Source organism: Alkalibacterium pelagium, from assembly GCF_900109325.1.
Classification (GTDB): domain Bacteria; phylum Bacillota; class Bacilli; order Lactobacillales; family Carnobacteriaceae_A; genus Alkalibacterium; species Alkalibacterium pelagium.
Genome location: NZ_FNZU01000014.1, coordinates 25,800 through 46,557 on the forward strand (window position 1 = coordinate 25,800; position 20,758 = coordinate 46,557).

Sequence of the window (20,758 nt, forward strand, 5' to 3'; positions counted from 1 at the left end):
AGATGAAGAGGGCTTGCTAATATAGTGAGTCCTTTTCACTAACATTACAAAGAACATACGTACCCTATAGAGGGGAGGAGTGTATACCAATGGTCTTATTTATACATGCAGCAGATCTTCACCTGGACAGTCCCTATAAAGGAATCAAAGATTTATCCAGTCGACTAGGAAAAGAAATCAGGGAATCAACGTTTCAGTCATTGACTGCTATTGTCGATCTGGCAGTGAGTCAGCAGGTGGATTTTGTGCTTTTTTCAGGTGATATATATGATCTGGAAGATCGGAGTATTAAAGCTCAGATTGCATTTAAAGAGGAGATGAAGAGACTGGATGACGAGGGAATCCGAGTCTGTCTGATCCACGGGAACCATGATTTTTTGGGAAATGAAGCAGACCACCTTTCCTTGCCGTCAAACGTGACCGTATTTCCCTCTGAAGTAGAGACGATTTACATACAGACAGAAAAAGGGGAGCGTGTTGCGGTCAGCGGGTTCAGTTATAACAGAAAATGGGTCGACAGGCGGATGATTAGCGACTATCCTTCAAGAAAGGAGCAGATCGATTATCATATAGGCCTTCTCCACGGTTTCGAAGAAGGACAGAAATCAGAGCATGGCCGGTACGCGCCTTTTTCTCTGGCTGAACTGGCAGAAAAGAACTATGACTACTGGGCTTTGGGACATATCCATAAGAGGCAGCAGCTCTCAGCTGAACCGCTTGTGTATTACAGCGGGAACACTCAAGGACGTCACAGGAAGGAAACGGGAGACAAAGGGTGTCTGTTAGTCAAGTTGTCCCGCACAGGTCATACTGTTGACTTTAAAGCCACTGCACCGATCGTCTGGAAGGAACTTAAGGTTGATGTCAGTACGCTTGATACACTCAACAGTATTTATGAAAAAATCAAACTGGCAGTGGATGATGCAAGTGATGGTCAGACGCTGCTGTATCTTAAAATTATTGTTTCGTCAAATTTATCAGATAAAATAATGGCTAAATTGAATCAGGACGACTTCATTGAGACGCTGCACCATGATTCTGATAATACTTTCGCTTTCGTAACGGGGCTTAAAATACAAATAAGTAACGTCACAGCAAATCAAGTATCGCTTGAACAGCTGTTTCCAGAGGAGTGGAAGAGATCGGTCGAGTATTATTCAGAAAATGAAGCATTTAACGAAGTGACTAAAGAACTGCTGGATACTCATCCGTTCTCAGTGGAACTGTCTGAGCAGACTGAAGATTACAGACGTGAGATTTTAGAATCAGCACTGACTTTGCTTCAATATGATTTAGGAATGGATGAGGGATAGAGAAATGAGAATAAAAAAGCTCGTTATTTATGGATACGGGAAATGGATCGATGCTGAATTTGATTTGTCCTCTTCGATCCAGGTTATACAGGGGCAGAATGAAGCCGGAAAATCTACGTTGATGTCATTTATTCATAGTATATTGTTTGGTTTCCCGACCAGACATAGTTCTGCACTCAGATATGAACCGAAAGAAAGCAGCCGTTATGGAGGGAAAGTGATTCTTGACGACGACCGTTTCGGTGAAGTGACGATCGAAAGAGTAAATGGAAAAGTCACTGGAGATGTAACGGTTACCCTCGAGGATGGAACAGAAGGAGATGAGAGACTGCTTGATACGATCCTTCATAAAAAAAACAGATCATTTTATGAGCAGATCTATTCATTTGATCTGAAGGGTGTTGAAGAAACAAAAGATATGAACCGGGAGCAGTTCAACCGCTTCTTCTTAAGTGTGGGATCTTTTGGAAATGAGCAGTTCCTTAAACAAGCCGATCAGTATAAACAGAAAGCCTCTCAGCTGTTCAAACCTACCGGACGCAAACCCAAAGTGAACCAGCTGTATCGCTCCCTGAAAAAGCAGAAAGAGCAGTTGAGCAAAGCAAAAGAGAAAAACGAAACATACATTATTCGGGTCAAGGATAAAGAAACGGTCGATGCAGAAATGGATCAGCTGGAAAAAGAATTGAAACAGAAACGAGGAGAGAGTGACCTTCTTAACCATCACCTCAAGCATATTGAAACAATTGAAGAATTGAACCGGCTGAAGAGAGAAATCGATCAGTACCCTGACCGGTCATTACCAGAAGATGGTCTGATTCAGCTCAACCATATCAATAGACAGCTTGAAGAAATGAGAGAACAGACTAAGGCCCTGCATGAGAAGCAGAATGCTCTTCAGGATAAGTATCGGCCTTCAAAAGAACTGCTGGTGTATCAGGAGAACGAAGAGGCAGTGGATCAGCTGACAGGCAAGTGGGATCAGCTTGAGTTGAAAGCTGACTCGATTAGAGAACTGAAGCAGCAGATCACCTTGCTGGAACAGCAGACCTTTGAGTTTAAGTTAAGAGAAGGTCTGTCCCTTCAGGATGACTTACCCGAAGATCTTACTTCAGATAGTAGAGGGCACGTTCAGCTGATCGATCAGTCAATGAATCGTCTGGATCAGGAAGAAAAGGAATCGAACGAAAAGATTGAAAGACTCAAGCTTAAAATCGAATATAACGAAGAACAAATCGATTCGATTGAACAGACGCTATGGCCACTTTCGACATTTAAAGCAGTTGAGGCAGAAGAAAAACAGAAAAGAACGCCCGATACGCCAAAGGTCTCCGAGAGAAAAGCGGTCATCCTTATTACCAGTGCCGCATTGCTGCTTGCTGTCCTGGCTTTAGTACTTCAAAACTGGTTTCCTCTTACAGGTGTTTTCCTGCTTGCTGCAGTGTGGATTATCAGAGCCAGACGAAAAGTAAAAGCCTTAAATCATAGAGAGCCAGAATATGACATAAGTAAATATTATTATCAGAAGAAACTGCGACAGCAGTGGAAAGACACACTTGCATCTACCGATTCACTGCAGCAGCAGATTGGCGAGGAAAAAGATTCTCAGAACAAGATCAGGCAGGAAAAAGAAGAATATGCTGCATCATTTTCTGAATGGAAATCAGTTCATCGTTACCCTGAACACTACTCACTGACTGCTGTGATGTCTTCAATGGAAAAGATGTCAGCAATAAGAAAAGTTGAACGACAGCAGAGAGAACTGTCAGAGAGAGTGTCAGAACAAATAACTGAGCTGGATAAGGAACTGAGACAGAACGCCTTTACTTGTACCATTTACGAAGACGAACAGGATCCGCTGACTGTTTTTTCAGAGGCTAGAAAAAGACTCAGACAGATTGAGCAGGACAAGCGACTGCAGCAGGCCTATATAAAAGAAACTGAGAAAATTCAGAATGCTGTATTATATTTTGTTCAGCAGGAGAAAGAACAGAATAAATTAAAGCATAAGCTTTATGAACAGGCTTCTGTAAAGAATGAAGAAGCCTTTGTACGTGCCTATCACACTCTTGAGGAAAAGGATGAAAAGATCAGACGTTATGAACATTTATCTTCGACAATCGATGTAAGTGAACAGGCTCTGGCCTTGTCAGCCGAAGATGTGAAGAACAAACTGATGGAATTGTCTGAATCAGCAGAGGAGTTAGAAAGTCGCTATAAAGAAAAAGCCCGAAGATCTGTCGAACTTTCTTACGAAATAAAGGAACTGGAAGAAGGTGGAACATACTCGGAGCTGCTTCAAAAGTACGAAAATGAAAAAAGTATATATCAGGATGCAGCTGATCAATGGAGCGCGTACAAAATTGCCTCCTCACTGATCGAACGGACTCTGAATAACGCTAAAGCCAATCAGCTGCCTCAGACCATTGCTCTGGCAGAAAAATATTTTTCTTCACTTACCTCAGGAGACTATCCATCAATCCTTATGGACTACGACGAGTTCTTTGTGATTGACCGCAATGGAAAGAAATGGGCAGCGGAAGAGCTTTCAAGAGGAACTGTCGAGCCGCTTTATGCTGCGATAAGACTGGCTTTTGTAGTCAGCTTTAAAGATACGGTGCGTTTTCCGGTCATTATTGATGACAGTTTTGTCAATGTCGATGAAGCGAGAAAAAATAAACTGTATGATCTGCTGAACGAGATCTGTCAGTCTGTACAAGTCATTTATTTTACCTTTGATTCAACTATTACTGATTATGTTCCTGAGTCTCATGTGTTAAAATTGAACTAAGTAGTGGAACAAACATATTGAAGACAATGAACAGCAGGCAAAGGAGTGGCGACAATGAAAAAGTTATATGACTACCAGAAAGATGAGCAGTTGAACCTCTTCCTTCTGATCAAATCAGCTGAAGAAAAGAAAACACGGAATAACAAACCTTATCTTGCCCTGATTCTACAAGACACCAGTGGAGAAATTTCGGCTAATTACTGGGATGCTTCTCCCAGTGATGTTGAACAGTTCAAGCCGGGCCGAGTTATAAAAGTGGATGGCAGGAGGGAAGAATACAATGGTGCACCTCAACTGCGAATCAAGCAGATGAGGCTTGCTCAAGATGATGAACCGTCTAATCCTGACTTATACATTGAACGGGCACCAGTCAATAAAGACAAGATGATCGAAGCTTTCAACCAGGCTGTCTTTGACATAACTAATGCTCATCTGAACCGTATTGTTCGCTATATAATGAAAAAGTATCAGAGAGAGTTCTTCCAAAGTCCTGCTGCAAAGAAAAATCACCATGCATACCTCGGCGGACTGGCCTTCCACACAATGTCCATGCTCAAAATTGCAAAATCAATAACGGCTAGTTATGATCTGCTGAACCCTTCCCTACTTTATGCTGGAATCATTCTACATGATGTCGGAAAGGTGATAGAACTCAGCGGACCAACAGCCACAGAATATACGCTCGAGGGTAAACTGGTGGGACACATCGTCCTTATCTATGATGAGATTTCAAAAGCATGTGTGGAGCTTAAAATCGACGAAAGTCACGAAGACGTTCTCCTGCTTAAACACCTTGTGCTTGCTCATCATGGAGAGATGGAATATGGGTCTCCAGTGAGACCGCAGATTCCTGAAGCTGAAATCATCCATTATATTGATCAGATCGATGCCAAGATGAACATGATGGAGTCTGCCTTAAGGAAAACAGAAGCAGGAGAATTTTCTGAACGGATCTGGGCAATGGACAACCGGTCGTTTTTTAAAAGCACAGTAAAGAAGGAAAGACCAGCCTCTGAAGAATAATAGGTTTATTTGTGAAGGCTTGATGAAAAATAGTAAAGATTTGCTTTATACGTTTTCATTTTCTCAAGACCTGTGTTATATTAATTGAGGTACGGACATGGCAGATTATCTTAGCCCTGACCGTTCACTAGATTATAAGAATTAGGATGTGTTTTTACGAGTATGAAAAAAATGTTATTTGGCGCAATAGCCTGTTCTGGACTTTTACTGGCAGGATGCGCAAGCAGTCCAGAAGTAGCTTCTACAGAAGCTGGACGAGTTCGTGAAGATGAATTATATGAAAGAATGAAAAATGAAGTCACTCAAAGTGGTATGACTTATGGAGAGCAGATGCTGCAGCAGATCCTGCTTGAAGATATTCTTGATCACGCATATGGTGATGAAGTATCTGATGAAGATGTCGATGCTGAACTCGAAAGAGAAGCTGAACCTTATGGCGGCGTTGAAGAATTCGAAGAAATGATTGCCATGCAGGGCATGTCTCTGGACGATGTGAGAAACAGTGTGCGTACATCACTTCAAGTGAGAGCGGCTATTCAGGATCATGTCGAAATAACAGAGGAAGAAATCGAAGAAGCATACGAGAATTATGCTATCGATTCAACTGTTGCTCATATTCTTGTAGAGGACTTAGGTCTTGCTGAAGAAATCATTGATGAGCTGAATGATGGAGCTGACTTCGGTGAGCTGGTTGCTGAACATACGATGGACACTGGAACAATCGAAAGTGACGGCGAACTTGTGCTTGAACCTGGTCGTTTCGTCCCAGAATTTGAAGAAGCAGCAATGGAACTTGAAGAAGGTGAGTTCACTCAGGAGCCAGTAGAGTCTCAATTCGGCTATCACATCATTAAACTGGTAGAAGAAGGCGAAAAAGGAACACTGGAAGAAGAGCGTGAAACCATTGAAGCGATGATTCTGGACAGCTACATGCAGGACCAGGCAGTGGTTCAGGAAGCTATCGGCGAACTTGTACGTGACGCAAATGTACAGATTTCTGACGAAGACCTGACTGGAGCTATGCAGCAGTTCATGCAGCCAGCTTCCGAACAGCAGGAAATGGATCAGGATATGCTGGACGAACTTCTTGAAGAAGAAGGATTAGAAGAAGACGAAAATGGCGTTGAAGAAGATCCTGAAACTGATGAAGACACAGATACTGATGTTGATGCTGACTCTGATGCAGATGCAGAGGATGCTGAAGAAGCAGAAGAAGACAACGAATAATACAAACACTTCGGCACACGGGCGGATAACAATCTCCCGTGTGCTTTTTTATTGGATATTTGTAAAAAAAAGCAGGTGAATAGACCATATATCGGTATATGGACGGTTTGGCTATGGTTTTTCAAGTTAAATGGCCCATATTCAGCTTTATGGACCATTAGAGCTATTAAACGACATGCGAATGTACCATAAAGTCAGATATGAACCATTCGTCGTAGTAAACACATTAATCTGACTCATAATCGAAAAAAACGTTGCCGACATCAAACCGGCAACGCTTTTTTATTCGGTTGGTGAAGATATAGTTTCTGTTGTTTTTTCGACTTCAGTCTGAATTTTTTCAGCTTTCTCCTGAATGCGTCTCATACGTGGTTCAGCTTCTTTCTGGAACTCGGCTGCTACTGTCTGCATTTCACTCATAAATTCAGTCTGGACAAAATTTACTTCGGAAGTTAATCTTCCTATAGCTGATTTCAGATCGTTGACTTTATCCGTTACATCCTGAACATGGTCGGTTGTATCATCGATATAGTCTTTCAGCATCTCCTGATTCTGCTTTCCTGGTCTGGGTGTTCTGACCAGTCCGTAAATCCCTCCAAGAACGACTCCTGATAGGCTTCCTAGTAGAAAGTGCTTCATAATCTTACCCCTCCTTTGATAATGTGCTGATAATATTATTCTGAACCTCATCCAGCTCGTCATCAGAATAATCATCCGAATGTGTGTCCCATTTCAGTCCAAAGCCATCTTTATCAGAGTTATATCTAGGCAGCAGATGAACATGGCCATGAAAGACGCTTTGAGAGGCGATTTCCTCATTGTTCATCAGAAGATTTAACCCTTCACATTCCGGATCGAATGATCTGACTGCACGCGCTATCTTTGGTATTTTTGTAAAGACGTCTGCAGCCAGTTCGTCTGTATAGTCGAGAATGTTTCTGACATGCTTTTTGGAAATGACTAGAGTATGACCTTTAGTCACTTGAGATACATCCAGAATAGCAATGACTGAATCATCCTCATAGACTTTTCTGGCTGGAATCTCCCCATCAATAATTTTGCAGAATATGCACTCGCTCATGACTTTCCCTCTTTCCGTAATACAGTATAGATACAGTTTATCATATTATGCCGGGAAATAATAAAAAGACACCACAGGAATCTTTAAACCTTCACTTTGTGTGGTAAAATATAAGCACTAGTTTACAGGGAAGGATAGGTTGCATGAGCTTGAAAGTAGAATCCCTGACAGGGGGATACAGTAGAATACCTGTTTTGAAATCCGTATCATTCGACATTGCAGATGGTGAACTGATCGGACTGATCGGATTAAATGGTGCCGGAAAAAGTACGACAATCAAACACATCATCGGGCTGATGAAGGCTTTTGAAGGAACTGTCCAGATAGATGGCCGAACGATCAACGAAGATCCGGAAACGTATCGCAGAAAAATTGGGTTCATCCCTGAATCGCCGCTCCTTTATGACGAACTGACTTTAAAGGAGCACATTGAGATGACGATTATGGCTTATGGACTTGAACGCGATCGGGCGTGGAAGACAGCGAATCATCTGCTTGACCTGTTCAGGCTGACTGAACGGCTTGATTGGTTTCCGAATGATTTCTCAAAAGGCATGAAGCAGAAAGTGATGATTGTCTGTGCTTTTATTATCGAGCCGTCTCTGTTTATTATTGATGAGCCGTTTCTAGGACTTGATCCACTGGCTATCAGAGACCTTGTCCAGCTGATGGAAGAACATAAGCGTAACGGAGCCTCTATACTGATGTCCACCCATGTACTGGCAAACGCTGAAAGAATCTGCGATAAATTTGTTGTTATGCATAATGGTGAAATATATGCGATGGGAACGATTGCCGACTTAAGAAAACACTTCGACATGCCGGAAGCGACTCTTGATGAGATGTATGGACGTCTAGCTGATAGGGAAGGGTTTTAAAATGACGGTCAGAGACATGTTTAAAAAGAGAACGTATGAGTATTACAGACGGATTGGCAAATACCTTAAATATGTGTTCAATGATCACTTTGTCATTGCTTTGATGATCCTGACGGGTGCATTAGGTTTTACTTATTCAGATTACGTCGAGACCGTTGCTCCCTCGGATCTTCTCCCACGTCTTTTGCTTATTGTCATCATATACTTTGTCTTGCCTATAGGTGGAATAAGAACTCTGATCGAACCAGCTGATGGCATATATCTTTTGCCTCTTGAAAAGCAGATGGCACCGATCATGAGGCGGCACTTACTTATCAGCGGTCTGTTTTTAAGTGCGGGGATGGCTGTGATTGCGACACTTACGATGCCTTTAATGGAAGCTTTAAACATATCTGGTCAAGCTTATAGCTTAAGCTGGCTGGCTGTATTAATCTGTCTGAAGCTGATCGATCTGCTGGTCCAGTATCACTCATTTCAGTCAGACAGTTTAACGCTGATACGAACTATCTATACAGGTAGACACATTCTGATACTGGGAACTCTAGGGCTGAGTCTTTTCGTTTCCCTATGGGTTGGTCTATTATTGAGCTTGTCTGGACTGTTTGGGCTGATTTACCTGGTCTTCAGTTATTCACGTGAAAAGCTGTGGAACTGGGACAGAATGATCGACATTGAACAGAAACGAGTCCAAGGCATATACAGGTTGATCAATCTTTTCATTGAAACGCCTTATGGACAAAATAAAGTTAAACGTATGAAAGGATTCGACCCTTTAATTAGTATCATCAGCTCTAAAAAAGATCCGCATATGTATTATATCAGTAGAGTATTTATTAGACAGACAGCTTTCAGCGGGCTGTATGTCAGACTGCTGACCATCGGACTGATTGTCATATACTTCACTCCTGTTTTATGGCTGAGAACGCTTGTGAGTGTTCTGTTTATTTATCTGATCGGGTTCCAGCTTCTCCCTTTAAAACAAGTTCTGGATGAATCTGTTCATTTTAAATTGTATCCTTATACAAATACTGATAAAATAAAAGCCATCCAAAAATTGTTGAATATGGCACTGATCGTAACGAGTATCATTTTTTCTCTGGGAGCCCTCAACGGGGGGTGGGAGACCACAGGGATAGTCTTTTTGATCAGTACAGTGTTCGTTTTTGGCTTCAATTCAGTATATGTGCCTAGAAGGTTGGGCTAGCAGGATAAGGGGAGAAAGACATGAAAGTGATTTGGAATAGTGAGATTGTAGATAGAAGTGAAGTTAGAATCGATCCGGAAGATCGGGGGTATCAGTTCGGAGACGGAATCTATGAAGTAATCAGAGCTTACAATGGCCGCTTTTTCTGCCTGGATGAGCATATTGACAGGTTCTATTCCAGTGCTGGAAAAATTGAAATGGCTGTGCCCTATAGTCGAAACGAGATAAAAGCACTCGTCAACCGGCTGCTTGAAGAAACAAAAATCGATACCGGAAATCTTTACCTGCAGATGACGCGAGGGATTTCTTCACCTAGAAACCACATGTACCCTGATGCAGGGGTCCTTCCAATGCTGACTGGAACGATGACAGCAGGCGAAAGAGATGCTGTCAAGCAGGGGAAAGGGATCGATACGATAGTAACAGAAGATATACGGTGGCTGAAATGTGATATCAAGATGATATCATTACTCGGAAACATCATGGTCAAGCATGAAGCACATAAAAAGAATGCTGAAGAAGCCATTCTTCATCGAGACGGAACAGTTACAGAGTGTTCTGCCTCTAACATAGCAATCGTTAAAAACGGAAAAGTGATGACCCATCCTGATGGAAATCTCATTTTACCCGGAGTGACAAAGCTAGTATGGAAGAAATGTGCGGAAAAACTGAATATTCCAGTAGTCGACAGACCGTTTACGCTTGATGAAATGTACGAAGCAGATGAAGTATTCTGCTCAAGCACGACAATTGAAGTCATGCCGGTCAGACGTATCGATGAACGCATACTATTTACTGATAAACCTGGCGATGTGACAACTGCTCTACAGGCAGAATACCTTAAAGAAATTGAACAGCAATGTGGCGAGATTGTTAGATGAGTCTGAAAGATAAAAAAAGAACATGCATGCGCTTGACGGAACCGATAATTCTTTCTACAATAGAAGATGCGTAAATGTCTTTATTATTGAGTGACATGAGAAGAACATGTAAAGGATTGAATATTATGGAGTTAGAGAGAGAAACGGGGTGGCAGCTGCATCCCATCGGTGGAGAAACAGGTCAAGCTTATATGGGAACGAAAAACGAAGAACGTTTATTTCTCAAGCGGAATTCATCGCCTTTTCTGGCAGCATTGTCCCTCGAAGGGATCTCTCCCAGACTCGTATGGACCAAGCGGATAGGAAACGGGGACGTGCTGACAGCTCAGGAATGGTGCAATGGCCGGACTCTGTTCAAAGAAGAAATGACTTCTTCAAGTGTGATTCAGATGATCAGAAAAGTTCATCAGTCTCAAAGTCTGAAGAGAATGCTGCATCGTCTGGGAGGGAAAGTACTCTCTCCATCTGACTTTTACTACAATGCGGTGTATGGACTGGCGCCCGATCTTATTGCCCATCCATCAATCAGACAGGCTGTATCGTACTTGGAAAAGCATATGCCAGCTGATGATCAGATTGAAAATAAAATGGTCTGCCATGGTGACATCTCGCATAAGAATTTCCTTATGTCTTCTGAAGAAGAACTCTATCTGGTTGACTGGGATTCAGCACTGCTTGCTGATCCTGTAGCCGACTTGAGTCAGCTGCTGGAACGTTATATCGATCACCAGAACTGGGACGAGTGGATTACCGCTATGATTCCGTTTACTCCAGGCGCTACTACTAGTAAATTTTACTGGTACGGCACAGCTAACCTGTTGTTTGACATTAAAGCAAGCCATCAGAAACAAGATTATCTAAGGATGAACCAGTATTTGATCAAATTGAATCAGCTATTATCATAAAATTAATGAATGCAGGGACAGGTTTAACGATCTGCTCCCTTTTTTACTGAACTAACGAGGAGTGTTTAAATGAGATTACGTCACAAACCATACGCCCAGGATAAGCTACTGGAGTATAAGCAATATGTGGTTGAAAAACCGGAAGAATCAAAAGGGAAGTGGACAGAGCGGTTTGGGAAACCTCAGCCTTTGCATATTGAAATCGGATGTGGAAAAGGGCGTTTCATTATTGAAATGGCTAAACGCTATCCAGATATCAACTTTATCGGAATTGAACTGCAGACAAGTGTCATCGTTTCTGCACTGGAAAAACAGATTGATGAACAGCTGCCTAATCTGCAGCTGATGCAAGTAAACGCAAAAGATCTAAGAGACTATTTTGAACCCGGAGAAGTCGACCGCATCTATCTGACATTCTCTGATCCATGGCCAAAAAACAGACACGAGAAGCGCCGACTCACTTATAAGTCATTCCTGTCAGTCTACGAGACAATTCTAAATGATGAAGGAGAACTTCATTTCAAGACGGACAATCAGAAGCTATTCGAATATTCATTGACCAGCTTCTCCAAGTATGATGCGGTGCTGGAAAAAGTGTATCTGGATCTGCACAATAGCGAAGTAGAAGACAACGTAATGACAGAATATGAAGAAAAATTTTCTAAAAAAGGCAACAGAATTTATAAAGCAGTTGTCATGTTCAAATAAAAACAACCTCAGTTACTTGACTCACTAAGCTAAGCAGTGGAGGTTCAAGTGACTGAGGTTATTTATTTGTCTTATATTATGAGTATGAGCAGCAATGGCTGAACCAGACTCATTTTCATTTACACTCTGTATAGGTCGATCAGACTGCCGGTGTAAGCATCAACGATGAATTCGTATTGGACCAGCTTGCTTTCTTCATAGCGTGAGATCCCACCGTAGTAAACATCAGTTTCATAAGCAAATTTTTTCCACGGCACTTTGGATAATTCAATCCATGACCCGTCGATCGGTCCTTCTTTAAGAAATTCTTTTTTTATGGATTTTAAAAGATCGTCAGCCTTTAGTGACTTCTTCTTTTTGAAGAATGCAAAGGTCAGCATGCCCAGAATAAAGGAAACCACAACCGAACCACCCAGGTACATCCAGTCTTCCGTAGAGTATGTCTTTGTTTCTTTCTTTTCTTCCTTTTTCATATACATCAGAACTCCTCCATTTCGAATTAATAACGCTTTCGTCTCTAATTTTAACATACCTTAGATTAATAGTGTAACACAAACAAACTAGGTTTAACTTAAATTTGAACCGGGTTTTGTGTATAATAATGAGAGTACAGCGGGAGATAGTGACCCGAAATCTTATACTGGGGGATAGAGTCAGCCTGACTGACGATTATATATGAATGAAGAAACATTTCAGATGATTAAACGAACAACTGAACTTCAGGGAATCAGCGGATTTGAACACAATGTCCGTGACTTTATGCGAGATGAAATGAACGGACTGGTCGACCGGATAGAAACGGACGGACTGGGTGGACTGTTTGGGGTGAAAGAATCACAGACACCAGATGCACCAAAATTGATGCTGGCTGCACATATGGATGAAGTAGGTTTCATGGTTTCATCCATTACATCAAAAGGACTGATTAAAGTCCTGCCAATCGGTGGATGGAATCCTTATGTGGTCTCATCTCAGCGGTTCACGATTCAGACTAAAAAAGGGGAGTACCCGCTGGTATCGTCTTCGATCCCGCCCCATCTTCTGAAGGACAAGAAGAACACGTCGATTTCCATTGACTCGATTTTGTTTGATGGAGGTTTTGAATCCAAGGAAGAAGCAGAAGAATACGGCGTACGTCCTGGAGACCCTATCGTACCTGTCGTAGAGACTATACAGATGGCAAATAAAAAGACTTTTGCAGGTAAAGCCTGGGATAATCGCTACGGTGTGACACTTGTCCTGGAACTTCTGAAACAATTAAAAGAAGAGCAGTTGCCGAGTACACTGATTGCCGGAGCAAATGTTCAGGAAGAAGTTGGACTAAGAGGAACAAAAGGATCTGTTAGAAAATTCCAGCCGGATGCTTTCCTGGCTGTCGACTGTTCACCTGCAAATGACCTTAACGGAGATAAAGAAGCTTTCGGCCGTCTGGGCGACGGGTTTCTTCTGAGAATTCAGGATCCAGGTATGATTCTTTCCAGAGAAATGAAGGATTATCTCATTGATACAGCAGAGACGAATAAGATTCCTTATCAGTATTTCGTATCCAAAGGAGGGACGGATGCTGTAGCGGCACATACATTGAATGAAGGCATACCAAGCGCTGTGATAGGTGTTCCCGCCCGCTATATCCACACCCATCAATCTCTTTTCCGTATCGATGACTATGAAGCAGCCAGAGAAATGGTCTACCAGATCGTCAAAACATTTGACCGATCAGTACTGGAGACTCTAAAAACATTTTAATCTAAAGAAAACTAAGGAGTTTATACACAATGCAGATAACAACTTATAACAACAATGGACTGAATGATGTCCTGATGATCCAGTTCCAGAAAATGGAAGCAACAGCGCAGGTTCCGGAACGAAATGGAGATATCGTCTTGATCAAGTCAAAAGATGATGGAAAGGTAACAGGTATCAACCTTTTCAAAGCCTCTGACTATTTGCACGGATTGACTGACGGTCCAGTTGAACTTGAGGAAGAAGCGGTGGACAAAGTGAACAGTCTGATTGCAGAGGCTGGATTTTCTATCAAACTCGAGACTGAGACATCGCCGAAATTTGTGGTAGGCTACGTGACATCATGTGAACCTGTAGAAGGCTCTGATCACCTGAACCTGACTCAAACTGAAGTTGACAATGGTGAAATTCTACAGATTGTCTGTGGTGCCGCGAATATTGCTAAAGGACAGAAAGTTGTGGTAGCCCGCACCGGTGCGGTGATGCCTGATGGAATGGTTATCTGGCCTGGTGAACTTAAAGGCATAGAAAGTAACGGCATGATCTGTTCAGCTGGAGAACTAGGACTGCCTCAGGAAGGCAAAGGAATTATGGTCCTTTCAGAAGATGCAGAAGTGGGTACAGCTTTTTCAGCTTAATGATCTGTTATTACTAGAGAAGGAGGAGAAATAGTGTCTTCAAAGTATAGAGAGTTCTTTGAATCATCGAAGAAAAACAGGCCGGAGAGTAAATCTGATGAACAGTCACTTTCTTTTAAAGACACGTACACACTTCCTGGCGAAGTTAAGCGAAAGGAAGAAATCAAGAGAGAGTTCAAAGAGTATCTGGAACATCCTCAGGAATCTTACAACAGAACATACATCGATCCTCCTTTTGAAGCAAGTAAAGTCCCGTCGCCGGTGTACGGTTACAATAAACCGCCCAGGCAGAGAAAAAAGCCGACGATCGATTATGGTGTGCTTAAACAGGAGATGCAGAAAAAACCTGAAGAATTCCTTGTTCTAGAAGAACATGCCACTCAGTCTCTGAAAGAAAAATGGGGCTGGACGAGTGAATCCGAGCCATTTTCAGATCTGCCCGATCAAATGAAAATCCAAAAAGCTAAGTCAGTTGTTCGTGAAAAGACAAAAAAGACATATGGTCTTCACCGGACATTAGCTTCGATCATGGATGATGACAGAAATGACAGCATCAATAGACGAAGTGAGGTCCCTGGACTGTTCGGAAAAGATGACTCCGGAAAAAGATAAATAAATGTACTGGCTTTTTTGATTCATTTCAATTATAGTATATAACGATGTAAATTTTACAGATCTGAATTTAATGGAGGATTTTTAACGAATGAATCAGGAAACAATCTACCACTTTGTGGGAATTAAAGGATCAGGTATGAGTGCGCTGGCTTTGATCCTTCATGATAAAGGATTCAAAGTTCAGGGGTCAGATGTTAAAAAATACTTCTTTACTCAAAAAAATCTAGAAGATAATCATATCCCTATCTATTTATTTGACGAAGCAAATATTAAAGAAGGCATGACTGTCATAGCAGGCAATGCTTTTCCGGATACACATGAAGAGATAAGTAAAGCTCTTGAATTGGGGCTGCCCGTGAAAAGATACCACGACTTTCTTGGGGAGCTGAGCGATCAGTTTACCAGTGTAGCTATAACTGGCTCACATGGGAAGACCAGTACTACCGGCCTTCTTTCTCATGTACTAAGTGGAATCAAGCCGACCAGTTACCTTATTGGAGATGGAACAGGTCGAGGCGAAAAGGATGCTGAGTATTTTATTCTCGAAGCCTGTGAATATAGGCGTCATTTTCTGGCATATAAATCAGACTATGCACTGATCACTAACATTGATTTTGATCATCCGGACTATTATACGAGCATAGAAGATGTGCAGGATGCGTTTCTTTCATTCTCACAGCAGATCAAAAAAGCAATTTTTGCCTGCGGTGATGACGCGAGACTTCAGGAACTGCATGCTTCTGTCCCTATCGTCTATTATGGCTTTGATGAATATAACGATTTTCAGGCCAAGAATCTTGAGCGAACGACTGAAGGGTCTACGTTCGATGTGTTTGTCAGAGGAGATTTCTACGGCAAATTCTTCATTCCATCGTATGGAAAGCATAACATCCAGAATGCGCTGGGAGTTATCGCGTTCTCACATTATGAAGGACTTGATCAGGATAAAGTTCAGGAAAGACTTCAGTCATTTAAAGGTGTAAAAAGACGCTTTACTGAAAAAAATGTAATGGATACAGTCATCATCGATGACTATGCGCATCATCCTGCAGAAATAAGAGCCACTCTTGACGCTGCTCATCAGAAATACCCTGACAGAGAAATTGTGGCTGTCTTTCAGCCGCACACTTTCAGTAGAACCGTTGCGCTTTTAGATGAATTTGGTGAAGCTCTTGATCTGGCTGATGCTGTCTATCTATGCGACATTTTCACGTCTGCAAGAGAACAGGAAGGAACTGTAACGATCAGGGACCTACTGGATAAAACTGAAAAAGGTAAGGACATCATTTCAGAAGAAGATATGTCAGCTCTGTTGAAACATAAGAACCAGGTTGTCGTTTTCATGGGCGCTGGTGATGTTGATAAATTCGAACATGCTTTCGAAGTTATTTTAAGCCAGTCGGAAGCCAAAAATTAATATTAGTCTATAGAGAATGGCCTTCAAGCTCCCTCTGCATACAATAGTGGTATAATACTTATTGTATAGGGAGTTTAAGGACGTTCTCTTTTTCTATTGCACAAATTTTGATACTATAGGTTTAGGATGAATAACTGGGAGTTGAAAAGATTGGCTGATAAAAAGAAATTACTGCTCATAGACGGGCACAGTGTGGCATTCAGAGCTTTTTATGGTCTGCATAGCCAGCTGGAACGAATGAAGAATAGAAACGGACTGCACACCAATGCGCTTTATGGCTTTCATAACATGCTTGAAGTGATTGTGAACAAGGAACAGCCGACACATGCACTCGTGGCTTTTGATGCAGGAAAGACTACATTCAGACACGAGTATTTCGACGACTATAAAGGCGGTCGGTCAAAAATGCCGTCTGAATTTTCTGAACAGATTCCCTTTATGAAAGATCTCCTTAAAGGGTTCGGTCTGCAGAGCTATCAGCTTGAAAACTATGAAGCAGATGACATCATAGGAACGCTGGCTAAAGAGGCTGAAGAAAACGGTTTTGAGGTCGTGATTCTGACCGGAGACAGGGACCTTACTCAGCTTGCTTCGGATGCCATTCGGGTGGATATCACTAAAAAAGGAGTCAGCGACTTAAAAGAACACACCAAACAGTCGATTCAGGAAGAAATGGGAATCGATCCGATTCAGATTATCGACATGAAAGGACTGGCAGGAGATGCCTCAGACAATATTCCAGGAGTGACCAAGATCGGTGATAAAACTGCTCTCAAGTTACTGCACGAATATGGGTCGGTTGAGAACCTTTATGAGAATATCGAAGCGATGAAAAAGTCCAAACGAAAAGAATATCTGATCAATGAGAAGGAAACGGCATTTCTAAGTAAAAAACTGGCAACCATCGATACTAATGCACCAATTGAAGTAAAACTGGACAATCTGACATACAGCGGATTGAGTATGGAGGATCTTATCTCTTTCTATAAAGAAATGGATTTCAATTCTCATTTGCAGAAACTCGATACGTCAGAATATATGGAGCAGCTGGCCGAAGATGCTGTGGAGGTCGAATATACTTTCTTAAATGAACTGTCGTCTTCTCACTTCTCTTCAAATATGGCTATGTATATCGAAATGTTGAATGAGAACTATCATCATGCTGAAATCGTCTCAATTGCCTGGGGAAATGATGAGAGTATTTATGTGACCGATCCTCAGACTGCTTTTGCATCTGATGCTTTCAAGGCGTGGATCGAAGATGAAGACAGCAGTAAAGTGCTGTATGATGCTAAACGCACCTATGTCGCTTTGAATAATAAAGGGATGACCCTTAAAGGCATTACATTCGATATCATGTTAGCGTCCTATTTACTTACAGCTGAAGACAGCAGCAGTGGGGATATCGTTGATGTAGCCAGAAAACATAATTACGACCATATCACGCCTGATGAAGTTGTTTATGGAAAAGGGAAAAAAATAAAAGTGCCTGAAGATAGTGCTCTTATGCATGATCATATGGCGCGTAAGGTTTTAGGCATCTATCATCTGTCAGATTCGATGGACAAACAGCTGAAAGAAAACGAGCAGGAAGATCTGCTTAAAGAAATGGAACTGCCTCTGGCCATAGTGCTTGCTGATATGGAGATACAAGGCATCACTGTCGACGCAGAGCGGCTGGAACGAATGAAAGAAGAATTTGGTACGACGCTTGAATCTATCGAAGAAAGAATTTATGAAGAAGCCGGAGAAACGTTCAATATCAATTCTCCTAAACAGTTGGGTGTGATATTGTTCGAGAAAATGGGTTATCCAGTCATCAAGAAAACTAAGACCGGATATTCTACTGCACAGGATGTACTCGAAAAGCTGAAGGATGAGGCACCAATCGTTGAACATATTCTACAGTATCGTCAGATTGCCAAAATACAGTCCACCTATATTGAGGGGCTGCTGAAAGTTATCGATCCGCAGACGAGCAAGATTCATACACGCTATCTTCAGACCGTTGCACGTACTGGGCGACTGAGCTCTGTGGATCCTAATCTGCAGAATATCCCCGTCCGTCTTGAGGAAGGGCGTAAGATTCGTCAAGCCTTTATTCCTAGAGAAAAAGGCTGGAAAATATTTGCCTCGGATTACTCGCAGATCGAACTTCGTATTCTCGCGCATATTTCAGAAGATGATCATTTGATCAAAGCCTTCCTGGATGACGAAGATATCCATACAACGACGGCTATGCGTGTTTTCGATATCGATACTCCCGAAAAAGTTACATCTGATATGAGGCGTGAAGCCAAGGCTGTCAATTTCGGAATAGTATACGGTATCAGCGACTACGGTCTTTCACAGAACCTGAATATTACACGTAAGGAAGCAAAAGACTATATCGATACGTACTTTGACCGTTTCCCGGGTGTGAAGGAATTTATTGACACTGTAATCAGAGAGGCCAAAGAAAACGGCTTTGTCGAAACATTGTTCCACCGTCGCAGGTATCTGCCGGACATCAATTCACGCAATTTCAATTTAAGATCTTTTGCGGAGCGTACGGCTATGAATACACCGATTCAGGGAAGTGCGGCAGACATCCTTAAAATGGCTATGATAGAAATGGCTAAACGGATGAAAGAAGAAAATCTGGAAGCTACCATGCTTCTTCAGGTTCACGATGAACTGATATTCGAAGTACCTGAACATGAGATGGACAAGCTGGAATCTCTTGTAAAAGAAGTGATGGAAAAAACAGTTGAGCTGTCTGTTCCTCTGAAAGTTGAGAGCAGCGCAGGAGATAACTGGTATCAAGCTAAATAGCATTAAAAGAGCGGGAGCAGTCTCGCTTCTTTTATTGGAAAAAACAAAAGGAAATGAGAGAATAATATGCCTGAATTGCCGGAAGTTGAAAGTGTCAGAAATGGTTTAGTCGATCTCGTCAGTGAGAGAACGATCGGCAAAGTCACTGTACGCTGGGACAACATTATCAAAGAACCTGAGAGTCGGCTATTCCAGAAAAAACTGGAAGGCCAGACAATTGAAACGATTAGAAGAAGAGGCAAGTTTCTTCTTTTTATCCTGACTGATTATGTTTTGATCAGCCATTTGAGGATGGAAGGGAAATTCAGATTAGAAAAAGCAGCGACTCCGTTAACTAAGCATACCCATGTTATTTTCAGCCTTGATGATGGACAGGAGCTGCGTTATCTTGACGTCAGAAAGTTCGGGAAAATGAGTCTCATCAATAAAGGGGACCTGCTAAACCATCCTTCGCTGACCAGCCTTGGACCGGAACCGGTCGAAGAGGATCTGAGCATCAAATGGATGACAGATTACCTCTCAGGGAAAAAACGGGTAATAAAAGCTTGTCTGCTTGATCAGAAGCTGGTAGCAGGTGTAGGGAATATTTACGCAGATGAAATTCTGTATGATGCAGGTGTTCGCCCGGATCGTTCAGCTTCTTCGCTAACTGATGAAGAAATCAGTGTGCTGAGATCCTCGATTGTGAGGATAATGAAAGAAGCTGTCGAAGCAGGAGGAACGACTATCCGAACTTACGCCAACGCTTACGGAAGAGAAGGCAGTTTTCAGAATAGCTTAAAAATCTATGGAAAAGTTGGATCCGACTGTCCGATCTGCCATACACCATTTCTTAAAACTAAAATCGCACAGAGAGGGACGCACTACTGCCCAATCTGTCAGTCATAGGAACAGGGGGAAAACGATGACTTTTATTCTAGGTTTAACAGGAGGTATTGCAACTGGGAAGTCCACGGTCAGCCGCTTCTTTGAGTCTCAAGGCATTCCTGTAGTGGATGCAGATAAGGGAGCCAGACTCGTAATGGAACCAGGTCAGGCAGCCTACCATGCGGTTGTGAAGGCATTCGGCCAGGAGATATTAACAGAAGACGGAGCGGTAGACCGGACTGGACTTGGCGCTATTGTGTTCAACGATCCTGCTAAATTAAGTAAACTGAATGAGACCGTTCATAGTCATGTTCTGAACTGGATCAGGGATGAAAAAAGTAAGCTGATCAAAGCTGACCACTCAATGATTGTTCTGGATATTCCTCTGCTCTATGAAATTGGGCTTGAAAGTGAAGTGGATGCAGTTATGGTGGTTTATGTTGACCCGCAGACTCAGCTGAAACGGCTGATGAAAAGAGACGGCCTCAGTGATAGAGATGCTCAGAAACGGATCGATGCACAGAAATCAATAGACATCAAGGCTGAAAAAGCAGATGTCATCATCGACAACAGGGGCAGTATTGAGGAAACGGAAGATCAGCTGAGAACTTGGCTTGACTATAATGGGTATTAGTTAGAGCCTGGAAATGTGG

The 20,758-nt window shown here is 42.2% G+C and carries 19 protein-coding genes; 16 read left to right on the forward strand and 3 right to left on the reverse strand.

Annotated elements, in window-relative coordinates:
* Nucleotides 1–89: 89 nt before the first annotated feature.
* From BMX79_RS10500 to BMX79_RS10515, 4 genes are all read left to right on the forward strand, one after another.
* Nucleotides 90–1,313, forward strand: coding sequence for a metallophosphoesterase family protein (locus BMX79_RS10500; RefSeq protein WP_091482432.1), 1,224 nt, complete (start codon nucleotides 90–92; stop codon nucleotides 1,311–1,313).
* Between the two features lie 4 nt (nucleotides 1,314–1,317).
* Nucleotides 1,318–4,104: an ATP-binding protein gene (locus BMX79_RS10505; RefSeq protein ID WP_170231037.1), complete on the forward strand. Its 2,787-nt coding sequence runs from the start codon at nucleotides 1,318–1,320 to the stop codon at nucleotides 4,102–4,104.
* 54 nt (nucleotides 4,105–4,158) lie between these two features.
* Entirely contained in the window at nucleotides 4,159–5,127 is a 969-nt protein-coding gene (locus BMX79_RS10510; RefSeq protein WP_091482436.1) for a 3'-5' exoribonuclease YhaM family protein, read from the forward strand.
* Nucleotides 5,128–5,289: 162 nt separating this feature from the next.
* Entirely contained in the window at nucleotides 5,290–6,354 is a 1,065-nt protein-coding gene (locus BMX79_RS10515; protein ID WP_091482438.1) for a peptidylprolyl isomerase, read from the forward strand.
* A 282-nt stretch (nucleotides 6,355–6,636) separates the two neighbouring features.
* On the opposite strand, the gene BMX79_RS10520 is transcribed toward BMX79_RS10515, so the two are convergent.
* The gene (locus tag BMX79_RS10520) at nucleotides 6,637–6,993 is read right to left on the reverse strand and encodes a YtxH domain-containing protein (protein WP_170231036.1); all 357 of its coding nucleotides are present in this window, start codon (nucleotides 6,991–6,993) and stop codon (nucleotides 6,637–6,639) included.
* Between the two features lie 4 nt (nucleotides 6,994–6,997).
* Nucleotides 6,998–7,435: an HIT family protein gene (locus BMX79_RS10525; RefSeq protein ID WP_091482442.1), complete on the reverse strand. Its 438-nt coding sequence runs from the start codon at nucleotides 7,433–7,435 to the stop codon at nucleotides 6,998–7,000.
* Nucleotides 7,436–7,578: 143 nt separating this feature from the next.
* On the opposite strand from BMX79_RS10525, the gene BMX79_RS10530 reads away from it, so the two are divergent.
* From BMX79_RS10530 to trmB, 5 genes are all read left to right on the forward strand, one after another.
* Nucleotides 7,579–8,313, forward strand: a complete 735-nt coding sequence (locus BMX79_RS10530; protein ID WP_091482444.1) for an ABC transporter ATP-binding protein — start codon at nucleotides 7,579–7,581, stop codon at nucleotides 8,311–8,313.
* A 1-nt stretch (nucleotide 8,314) separates the two neighbouring features.
* Nucleotides 8,315–9,517 carry an ABC transporter permease gene (locus tag BMX79_RS10535; RefSeq protein ID WP_091482446.1) on the forward strand — a complete coding sequence of 401 codons (1,203 nt, stop codon included), beginning with the start codon at nucleotides 8,315–8,317 and terminating at the stop codon, nucleotides 9,515–9,517.
* Between the two features lie 20 nt (nucleotides 9,518–9,537).
* On the forward strand, nucleotides 9,538–10,398 hold the full coding sequence (dat, locus tag BMX79_RS10540) for a D-amino-acid transaminase (protein ID WP_091482447.1): 861 nt from the start codon (nucleotides 9,538–9,540) through the stop codon (nucleotides 10,396–10,398).
* 125 nt (nucleotides 10,399–10,523) lie between these two features.
* Nucleotides 10,524–11,303: a phosphotransferase family protein gene (locus BMX79_RS10545; RefSeq protein WP_091482525.1), complete on the forward strand. Its 780-nt coding sequence runs from the start codon at nucleotides 10,524–10,526 to the stop codon at nucleotides 11,301–11,303.
* A 69-nt stretch (nucleotides 11,304–11,372) separates the two neighbouring features.
* Entirely contained in the window at nucleotides 11,373–12,011 is a 639-nt protein-coding gene (gene trmB, locus BMX79_RS10550) for a tRNA (guanosine(46)-N7)-methyltransferase TrmB (protein ID WP_091482448.1), read from the forward strand.
* Nucleotides 12,012–12,130: 119 nt separating this feature from the next.
* Here the strand turns inward: trmB and BMX79_RS10555 are convergent, their stop codons facing one another.
* Nucleotides 12,131–12,490, reverse strand: coding sequence for a PepSY domain-containing protein (locus BMX79_RS10555; RefSeq protein ID WP_246117693.1), 360 nt, complete (start codon nucleotides 12,488–12,490; stop codon nucleotides 12,131–12,133).
* A 196-nt stretch (nucleotides 12,491–12,686) separates the two neighbouring features.
* Between BMX79_RS10555 and pepA the strand changes: the two genes are divergently transcribed.
* From pepA to coaE, 7 genes are all read left to right on the forward strand, one after another.
* A complete protein-coding gene (gene pepA / locus BMX79_RS10560) occupies nucleotides 12,687–13,757 on the forward strand; it encodes a glutamyl aminopeptidase (RefSeq protein ID WP_091482449.1) in 1,071 nt (356 codons plus the stop codon).
* 29 nt (nucleotides 13,758–13,786) lie between these two features.
* Nucleotides 13,787–14,392 (forward strand): YtpR family tRNA-binding protein, encoded by a 606-nt coding sequence (ytpR, locus tag BMX79_RS10565; protein WP_091482450.1) that lies wholly within the window; start codon nucleotides 13,787–13,789, stop codon nucleotides 14,390–14,392.
* Between the two features lie 33 nt (nucleotides 14,393–14,425).
* Nucleotides 14,426–15,004: a hypothetical protein gene (locus BMX79_RS10570; protein ID WP_091482451.1), complete on the forward strand. Its 579-nt coding sequence runs from the start codon at nucleotides 14,426–14,428 to the stop codon at nucleotides 15,002–15,004.
* Nucleotides 15,005–15,095: 91 nt separating this feature from the next.
* Nucleotides 15,096–16,424 carry a UDP-N-acetylmuramate--L-alanine ligase gene (gene murC / locus BMX79_RS10575; protein ID WP_091482452.1) on the forward strand — a complete coding sequence of 443 codons (1,329 nt, stop codon included), beginning with the start codon at nucleotides 15,096–15,098 and terminating at the stop codon, nucleotides 16,422–16,424.
* Between the two features lie 126 nt (nucleotides 16,425–16,550).
* Nucleotides 16,551–19,238, forward strand: coding sequence for a DNA polymerase I (polA, locus tag BMX79_RS10580; protein WP_091482453.1), 2,688 nt, complete (start codon nucleotides 16,551–16,553; stop codon nucleotides 19,236–19,238).
* Nucleotides 19,239–19,304: 66 nt separating this feature from the next.
* A complete protein-coding gene (gene mutM, locus BMX79_RS10585; protein ID WP_091482454.1) occupies nucleotides 19,305–20,126 on the forward strand; it encodes a DNA-formamidopyrimidine glycosylase in 822 nt (273 codons plus the stop codon).
* A gap of 16 nt (nucleotides 20,127–20,142) precedes the next feature.
* The gene (gene coaE, locus BMX79_RS10590) at nucleotides 20,143–20,739 is read left to right on the forward strand and encodes a dephospho-CoA kinase (protein ID WP_091482455.1); all 597 of its coding nucleotides are present in this window, start codon (nucleotides 20,143–20,145) and stop codon (nucleotides 20,737–20,739) included.
* The last annotated feature ends 19 nt before the right edge of the window (nucleotides 20,740–20,758 follow it).

Excerpts from the sequence above, each read along its gene's own strand:
- BMX79_RS10500 (WP_091482432.1), top strand. The coding sequence starts at position 90 with ATGGTCTTATTTATACATGCAGCAGATCTTCACCTGGACAGTCCCTAT.
- BMX79_RS10505 (WP_170231037.1), top strand. The coding sequence starts at position 1,318 with ATGAGAATAAAAAAGCTCGTTATTTATGGATACGGGAAATGGATCGAT.
- BMX79_RS10510 (WP_091482436.1), top strand. The coding sequence starts at position 4,159 with ATGAAAAAGTTATATGACTACCAGAAAGATGAGCAGTTGAACCTCTTC.
- BMX79_RS10515 (WP_091482438.1), top strand. The coding sequence starts at position 5,290 with ATGAAAAAAATGTTATTTGGCGCAATAGCCTGTTCTGGACTTTTACTG.
- BMX79_RS10520 (WP_170231036.1), bottom strand. The coding sequence starts at position 6,993 with ATGAAGCACTTTCTACTAGGAAGCCTATCAGGAGTCGTTCTTGGAGGG.
- BMX79_RS10525 (WP_091482442.1), bottom strand. The coding sequence starts at position 7,435 with ATGAGCGAGTGCATATTCTGCAAAATTATTGATGGGGAGATTCCAGCC.
- BMX79_RS10530 (WP_091482444.1), top strand. The coding sequence starts at position 7,579 with ATGAGCTTGAAAGTAGAATCCCTGACAGGGGGATACAGTAGAATACCT.
- BMX79_RS10535 (WP_091482446.1), top strand. The coding sequence starts at position 8,315 with ATGACGGTCAGAGACATGTTTAAAAAGAGAACGTATGAGTATTACAGA.
- dat (WP_091482447.1), top strand. The coding sequence starts at position 9,538 with ATGAAAGTGATTTGGAATAGTGAGATTGTAGATAGAAGTGAAGTTAGA.
- BMX79_RS10545 (WP_091482525.1), top strand. The coding sequence starts at position 10,524 with ATGGAGTTAGAGAGAGAAACGGGGTGGCAGCTGCATCCCATCGGTGGA.
- trmB (WP_091482448.1), top strand. The coding sequence starts at position 11,373 with ATGAGATTACGTCACAAACCATACGCCCAGGATAAGCTACTGGAGTAT.
- BMX79_RS10555 (WP_246117693.1), bottom strand. The coding sequence starts at position 12,490 with ATGTATATGAAAAAGGAAGAAAAGAAAGAAACAAAGACATACTCTACG.
- pepA (WP_091482449.1), top strand. The coding sequence starts at position 12,687 with ATGAATGAAGAAACATTTCAGATGATTAAACGAACAACTGAACTTCAG.
- ytpR (WP_091482450.1), top strand. The coding sequence starts at position 13,787 with ATGCAGATAACAACTTATAACAACAATGGACTGAATGATGTCCTGATG.
- murC (WP_091482452.1), top strand. The coding sequence starts at position 15,096 with ATGAATCAGGAAACAATCTACCACTTTGTGGGAATTAAAGGATCAGGT.
- polA (WP_091482453.1), top strand. The coding sequence starts at position 16,551 with ATGAATAACTGGGAGTTGAAAAGATTGGCTGATAAAAAGAAATTACTG.
- mutM (WP_091482454.1), top strand. The coding sequence starts at position 19,305 with ATGCCTGAATTGCCGGAAGTTGAAAGTGTCAGAAATGGTTTAGTCGAT.
- coaE (WP_091482455.1), top strand. The coding sequence starts at position 20,143 with ATGACTTTTATTCTAGGTTTAACAGGAGGTATTGCAACTGGGAAGTCC.